Below are 6,525 nucleotides of genomic sequence, written 5' to 3' on the forward strand. Positions count from 1 at the left end.
CTGTATGAATCCCGCCTGAAGGGAAAGCTGCACGTAATCAGCAAGCGATATACGCAGCGAATTGAGCGGCATAACCTGAATCTGAGGCAGCACCTGGCACGGCTGGGACGGAAGTCGCTGTCGTTCTCAAAATCGGTGGAGCTGCATGACAAAGTCATCGGGCATTATCTGAACATAAAACACTATCAATAAGTTGGAGTCATTACCTTAATTCTTTGCTAATATTGTGTGTTGTTATTTTTTTGTGGAAGGCAAGCCGCAATGGCTAAATAGGGATGGTTGTAATAATCAAAACATGATACTAACTATATATTGATCGTTGCATTGTTGGCATGTAACACGCTGCAGCGAGTAACATTGGTAATGAAATATAATCAACATGGATAGGTGAAAATTAATTATGAGCTTTATGGCTTTTGTAACTTGTTTGACAATTGCATTTATCGCCGGTTTTGCTGTTGCCAGAAAATTGACACTCCGAAAAGTTGCCTCATCGGTAATCATCGCTAAATCGCAACCCGTCCCTTCATCTGCAACTTCCCCTGCCGCTAAGGCGTCGACAAGGAGCTATATACCGCAGAAAACCTATCGTGACTCTCGTTGGCAAGAGCGAGATGAGTTATTTCAGGGAATGGTTGCCGAAGGTATTTTATTGGAAAGAAAAGAGTGGTTAATCACTCGTTGTGAAAAAATGTATTTCGATAATCTGGAAAAATGGTTTGGACATTATTGTCATATCCATTGCCAGGTCTCTCAGGGGCGCTTGATCAACTTTCCAGAACAACCTGAGTTTAGCGAAGAAGAAAGAAAGCGTTATAATGGCATGGCAATGGATTATGTTCTGGTTTCAAAGAAGAACAATAAAATAGTCTGTGTTATTGAGCTGGATGACCCGAGTCATGAAAGGGCGGATCGCATTATTCGTGACCGTTGGTTGGATACAATTATGACTCTTGCACGGGTGCCTTTTGTACGAGCTTCTGTCACTAAATTGGAGGAAATTCCTCCGGTCTGGGAGACTCGTGACAAAATTCGCCCATTAGTCGCGGCGACAAAGAGTGAATCGGTGCATTAACTAAGTATCCCGGTCGGGGCTTCTCATCCCCCCGGTGTGTGCAATATACGAAAAAAAGCCCGTACCTTCGTACGAGCTCTTCTTTAAAGATGGCGGTGAGGGGGGGATTGACTCGCTTCGCTCGCCCTGCGGGCAGCCCGCTCACTGCGTTCACGGTCTGTCCAACTGGCTGTCGCCAGTTGTCGATCCCGGTCGGGGCTTCTCATCCCCCCGGTGTGTGCAATATACGAAAAAAAAGCCCGTACTTTCGTACGAGCTCTTCTTTAAATATGGCGGTGAGGGGGGGATTCGAACCCCCGATACGTTGCCGTATACACACTTTCCAGGCGTGCTCCTTCAACCGCTCGGACACCTCACCAAATTGTTGTTCCTGTCTTGCTGGAACGGGCGCTAATTTAGGGAAATCATGACCTGAGGTCAACAAACTTTTTGAAAAAATCGCGCGTTTATTCAAACTTCAATCAATGTGTGGTTTTAATAAGCGAAATCTGCTTTTTTTGCCACCGACCACGGATTTGTTATGCTGGTGGCCTTTGTAGATCATAACGATAAGTGCGAATAAATTTCGCACAACGCTTTTCGGGAGTCAGTATGGATATCATCTTTTATCACTCAACGTTCGATACCCAATGGTGGATTGAGGCACTGCGCAAAGCTATTCCTCAGGCAAGAGTCAGAGCATGGAAAAGCGGAGATAATGACTCTGCTGATTATGCTTTAGTCTGGCATCCTCCTGTTGAAATGCTGGCAGGGCGCGATCTTAAAGCGGTGTTCGCACTCGGGGCCGGTGTTGATTCTATTTTGAGCAAGCTACAGGCACACCCTGAAATGCTGAACCCTTCTGTTCCACTTTTTCGCCTGGAAGATACTGGTATGGGCGAGCAAATGCAGGAATATGCTGTCAGTCAGGTGCTGCATTGGTTTCGACGTTTTGACGATTATCGCATCCAGCAAAATAGTTCGCATTGGCAACCGCTGCCTGAATATCATTGGGAAGATTTTACCATCGGCATTTTGGGCGCAGGCGTACTGGGCAGTAAAGTTGCTCAGAGTCTGCAAACCTGGCGCTTTCCGCTGCGTTGCTGGAGTCGAACCCGTAAATCGTGGCCTGGCGTGCAAAGCTTTGCCGGACGGGAAGAACTGTCTGCATTTCTGAGCCAATGTCGGGTATTGATTAATTTGTTACCGAATACCCCTGAAACCGTCGGCATTATTAATCAACAATTACTCGAAAAATTACCGGATGGCGCGTATCTCCTCAACCTGGCGCGTGGTGTTCATGTTGTGGAAGATGACCTGCTCGCGGCGCTGGATAGCGGCAAAGTTAAAGGCGCAATGTTGGATGTTTTTAATCGTGAACCCTTACCGCCTGAAAGTCCGCTCTGGCAACATCCACACGTGACGATAACACCACATGTCGCCGCGATTACCCGTCCCGCTGAAGCTGTGGAGTACATTTCTCGCACCATTGCCCAGCTCGAAAAAGGGGAGAGGGTCTGCGGGCAAGTCGACCGCGCACGCGGCTACTAATAAAGCATCAGGATTCCTGCTATCCTTGGCGGGAATTGAATACAGGAGAGAGTTATGTATCCCGTCGACCTTCATATGCATACCGTTGCCAGCACACATGCATATAGCACATTGAGTGATTACATTGCCCAGGCCAAACAAAAGGGCATTAAACTTTTTGCGATCACCGATCATGGCCCGGATATGGAAGATGCTCCGCATCACTGGCACTTCATTAACATGCGTATCTGGCCGCGAGTGGTTGATGGGGTAGGGATCCTGCGCGGCATCGAAGCTAACATTAAAAATGTTGATGGTGAAATTGATTGCAGCGGTAAAATGTTTGACTCGCTGGATCTGATTATTGCCGGTTTTCATGAGCCGGTTTTTGCACCACATGACAAAGCGACCAATACACAAGCGATGATCGCCACTATCGCCAGCGGCAATGTGCATATAATAAGCCATCCCGGAAATCCCAAATATGAAATAGATGTGAAAGCCGTTGCTGAAGCAGCCGCGAAACATCAGGTGGCGCTGGAAATCAATAATTCTTCATTTTTACACTCACGTAAGGGCAGTGAAGACAACTGTCGTGCGGTAGCCGCAGCGGTACGTGATGCTGGAGGTTGGGTGGCATTAGGCTCGGATTCTCACACCGCGTTTACCATGGGGGAATTTGAAGAGTGTCTTAAAATCCTCGACGCGGTAGATTTTCCGCCAGAGCGCATTTTGAATGTTTCTCCGCGCCGCTTACTGAACTTCCTTGAATCTCGCGGTATGGCACCGATTGCGGAATTTGCAGACCTTTAATTACTAGTAATGGAAATATATTAATGAACGAGTTTTCTATCCTCTGTCGTGTGCTGGGTTCGCTCTATTACCGCCAACCGCAAGATCCTTTACTGGTGCCGCTGTTTACCCTGATTCGTGAGGGGAAACTGGCTGCGAACTGGCCACTGGAGCAGGATGAGTTACTGACGCGTTTACAGAAAAGCTGTGATATGGCGCAAGTCTCTGCCGATTACAATGCGTTGTTTATCGGCGATGAATGTGCCGTGCCGCCATATCGTAGCGCATGGGTTGAGGACGCAACGGAAGCAGAAGTGCGCGCTTTTCTTTCCGAACGAGGGATGCCACTGGCGGATACGCCAGCCGATCACATCGGCACATTGCTGCTTGCGGCTTCCTGGCTGGAAGATCAGTCAACGGAAGATGAGAGCGAAGCACTGGAAACACTGTTCAGTGAGTATCTGTTACCCTGGTGTGGTGCGTTCCTCGGCAAAGTGGAGGCCCATGCAACCACGCCTTTCTGGCGCACCATGGCACCGCTAACCCGTGATGCCATTAGTGCAATGTGGGACGAGCTGGAAGAAGATTCTGAAGAGTAAATGTGATCATCGTCACTCATAACTGCAACAGATAATTTGTTGTTGCATAAAATGTGTGCTCGATCTCATTCATGGCCGCGTTTTCTGCTATCATGCGCGGCATGAACATACTTCTCTCTATTGCAATCACAACAGGTATTCTCTCCGGTATCTGGGGATGGGTGGCTGTTTCCCTGGGCTTACTAAGCTGGGCGGGCTTCCTGGGCTGTACGGCCTACTTTGCCTGCCCGCAAGGTGGGCTGAAAGGGCTGGCGATCTCCGCTGCAACCCTGCTTAGTGGCGTGGTGTGGGCGATGGTCATTATTTACGGTAGTGCACTGGCACCACATCTGGAAATTCTCGGTTATGTCATAACCGGTATTGTGGCGTTTCTGATGTGTATTCAGGCCAAACAGCTGCTGCTTTCATTTGTTCCGGGGACGTTTATAGGCGCATGCGCGACGTTTGCCGGGCAGGGTGACTGGAAACTGGTGTTACCTTCGCTGGCGCTTGGGCTGGTATTTGGTTACGCAATGAAAAACAGCGGCCTGTGGCTGGCGGCGCGTAGTGCAAAGACGGCTCACCGTGAGCAGGAAATCAAAAATAAAGCGTGAGGGGCACTCACGCTTTCGCTTAAACAGTAAAATGCCGGATGATAATTCCGGCTTTTTTATCTGTCAGGATTCCGGTGGAACCGACATATGGCGGTATTTCACCAGAATGTCATTCTGCCGTTCTGCTTTATTTTGCAAATCCCACAGACCACGGTCGATACCATCATTAATCAGGAAAATGACCCCTGTTTCGATAGCCGACATCAGACACAGCATAACGGGTTCGTTTGAGGTGTAACCCACTTCCCCTTCCAGCAAGCGCTGGTAGTCAATAAAGCGGAAAACCCCGGCCTGAACTTCATAGGAAAGTATCGTCTTACTGGTGTTCACCGAGGAGAGGATCTCACCGGTACTCACATTGACGACACGCAGGTTCACGGCAATCTGATCGAGCTGGTATTGCGTGTCTGCACCGATCCCAAAATATCTTGCCCCAACACCGCCCGATTTAACGTTGCTTTCATAACCGATAATCGAACCTTCAACCATAATATTTGCCGCCGTTAAAGATTGCAGCGGGATTCGGTTATTAATGGCAACCGTGCCGTTTTCTTGTGCCGCACGAATAATCTTGCGCTCGTTAAGCAGGTTTTGTAAGCCCTAGCGCTCCAGCGGTATAAACCAGCGAGAATCTTTCAATGCCGTGACCAGCATTGCCGTGGCGCTTTGCGGAACAGCAGTGGAGAAGTTACTTGCCGGGTAGGGTTTAAATTGCCCGGTTTCGTCCTGAATGTTGTATACCGAAACAAAGATTTTACCCGTCGGCGCTGGCAGATGGGTCAAATCTTTGTAGCTCTGAGCACGAGGCATTAATGTCGGTCTGGCGGCTTCTTTAGGCGGGGCGGTTAAGCATCCGCTCAGTAACATGACGGCAACCAAAAGAAATAAGCGCTGCATGATTATTTTCCTTATGAAGCTGGGGCTTAAAAATCGGTTGAGTTATTTTGTAAACCCGAAACCTGGATGGTCGAGGTTTGTCCGGTTTTACGATCTGTCACGTTCAACTGCAATTGACCATCGCGGTTGGCAATATCGACAATATAATTGTTGGTCACCATGCGGCCCGGTTTACCGGTATTAATATTCGACAGTAGCCCACCTAAAATTTGTGACTGGATGGCCTGAGTAAAGTTATCTAACGCTGAGGGTGTTTCAATACCAAAGTCATCGTTATAGCTCGGATCTTTATAAGAGTTTTGGGCCTGAGCGCTATTTAATAAAAAAGCGCCATTATTTGGGTTACCACCAAAGTTTGGATTACGGAACTGGAAAGTCATGGTTCCAGCCCAACTTAATGGCGAAATAAGCATGAGTAGAACTACTGCATGTTTGACACGCATTGCAGCCTCCGAACAATTTTTTATTTAGAATTCATCATGCGCCAAATCGCCCGTACTTAATAACGCCTGATTTATCTGGCGACGATTTAGTGCTTCTTCAGTTTGAATCAGTGCAAAGACGACAGTTTTCTCGAAGTCTCTTTTCAACGGAAATAAAAAAGTCTGGAAAATAACGTCCTGATTGACCGTTATAGCGATCCAGCTTCCCCATCGTGCACTGGGCCTTTCATTAATCGTTAAGTTACCCGTATAGTCACTTTCTCATTTATCACTAAAGGCTCGGTAAAAATCATGGCCAATAGGGTAATGACTCCAACTTACTGATAGTGTTTTATGTTCAGATAATGCCCGATGACCTTGTCATGCAGCTCCACCGATTTTGAGAACGACAGTGACTTCCGTCCCAGCCTTGCCAGATGTTGTCTCAGATTCAGATTATGTCGCTCAATGCGCTGAGTGTAACGCTTGCTGATAACGTGCAGCTTTCCCTTCAGGCGTGATTCATACAGCGGCCAGCCATCCGTCATCCATACCACGACCTCAAAGGCCGACAGCAGGCTCAGAAGACGCTCCAGTGTGGCCAGAGTGCGTTCACCGAAGACGTGCGCCACAACCGT

Annotated in this window: 7 protein-coding genes, 1 tRNA gene and 3 pseudogenes; 6 read left to right on the forward strand and 5 right to left on the reverse strand. The window is 48.1% G+C overall.

Going from position 1 to position 6,525, the window contains the following annotated elements:
• Both BGK49_RS08135 and BGK49_RS08140 read left to right on the forward strand, forming a co-directional pair.
• Positions 1–192: IS1 family transposase (locus BGK49_RS08135; protein WP_000718190.1), on the forward strand; the 192-nt coding region annotated here is incomplete at its 5' end.
• Positions 193–400: 208 nt separating this feature from the next.
• Entirely contained in the window at positions 401–1,075 is a 675-nt protein-coding gene (locus BGK49_RS08140; protein ID WP_024259631.1) for a DUF2726 domain-containing protein, read from the forward strand.
• Between the two features lie 270 nt (positions 1,076–1,345).
• Here BGK49_RS08140 and BGK49_RS08150 read toward each other — a convergent pair.
• Positions 1,346–1,433, reverse strand: a tRNA-Ser gene (locus BGK49_RS08150).
• A gap of 233 nt (positions 1,434–1,666) precedes the next feature.
• Here BGK49_RS08150 and ghrA point away from each other — a divergent pair.
• From ghrA to BGK49_RS08170, 4 genes are all read left to right on the forward strand, one after another.
• Complete coding sequence (ghrA, locus tag BGK49_RS08155) at positions 1,667–2,605, forward strand: glyoxylate/hydroxypyruvate reductase GhrA (protein ID WP_000351343.1); 939 nt, start codon at positions 1,667–1,669, stop codon at positions 2,603–2,605.
• Between the two features lie 54 nt (positions 2,606–2,659).
• A complete protein-coding gene (gene ycdX / locus BGK49_RS08160) occupies positions 2,660–3,397 on the forward strand; it encodes a zinc-binding phosphatase (RefSeq protein ID WP_000283664.1) in 738 nt (245 codons plus the stop codon).
• 23 nt (positions 3,398–3,420) lie between these two features.
• Positions 3,421–3,975, forward strand: a complete 555-nt coding sequence (gene ycdY / locus BGK49_RS08165) for a molecular chaperone YcdY (RefSeq protein WP_001001902.1) — start codon at positions 3,421–3,423, stop codon at positions 3,973–3,975.
• A gap of 101 nt (positions 3,976–4,076) precedes the next feature.
• Complete coding sequence (locus tag BGK49_RS08170) at positions 4,077–4,568, forward strand: DUF1097 domain-containing protein (RefSeq protein WP_001297187.1); 492 nt, start codon at positions 4,077–4,079, stop codon at positions 4,566–4,568.
• Positions 4,569–4,631: 63 nt separating this feature from the next.
• Here BGK49_RS08170 and csgG read toward each other — a convergent pair.
• The 4 genes and pseudogenes from csgG to BGK49_RS08195 all read right to left on the reverse strand — a co-directional run.
• Positions 4,632–5,465, reverse strand: a pseudogene (gene csgG, locus BGK49_RS25850) (curli production assembly/transport protein CsgG).
• A gap of 26 nt (positions 5,466–5,491) precedes the next feature.
• A complete protein-coding gene (gene csgF, locus BGK49_RS08185; protein WP_001264094.1) occupies positions 5,492–5,908 on the reverse strand; it encodes a curli production assembly/transport protein CsgF in 417 nt (138 codons plus the stop codon).
• A gap of 24 nt (positions 5,909–5,932) precedes the next feature.
• Positions 5,933–6,208, reverse strand: a pseudogene (csgE, locus tag BGK49_RS08190) (curli production assembly/transport protein CsgE); the annotation flags it as partial.
• Positions 6,209–6,225: 17 nt separating this feature from the next.
• Positions 6,226–6,525, reverse strand: a pseudogene (locus BGK49_RS08195) (IS1-like element IS1X2 family transposase); the annotation flags it as partial.

This window comes from Shigella sp. FC1544 (genome assembly GCF_001722145.1).
Classification (GTDB): domain Bacteria; phylum Pseudomonadota; class Gammaproteobacteria; order Enterobacterales; family Enterobacteriaceae; genus Escherichia; species Escherichia coli.

What these genes read in the sequence shown, in the direction of transcription:
- BGK49_RS08140 (WP_024259631.1), top strand. Translation starts at nt 401, where the DNA reads ATGAGCTTTATGGCTTTTGTAACTTGTTTGACAATTGCATTTATCGCC.
- ycdY (WP_001001902.1), top strand. Translation starts at nt 3,421, where the DNA reads ATGAACGAGTTTTCTATCCTCTGTCGTGTGCTGGGTTCGCTCTATTAC.
- BGK49_RS08170 (WP_001297187.1), top strand. Translation starts at nt 4,077, where the DNA reads ATGAACATACTTCTCTCTATTGCAATCACAACAGGTATTCTCTCCGGT.
- csgF (WP_001264094.1), bottom strand. Translation starts at nt 5,908, where the DNA reads ATGCGTGTCAAACATGCAGTAGTTCTACTCATGCTTATTTCGCCATTA.
- ghrA (WP_000351343.1), top strand. Translation starts at nt 1,667, where the DNA reads ATGGATATCATCTTTTATCACTCAACGTTCGATACCCAATGGTGGATT.
- ycdX (WP_000283664.1), top strand. Translation starts at nt 2,660, where the DNA reads ATGTATCCCGTCGACCTTCATATGCATACCGTTGCCAGCACACATGCA.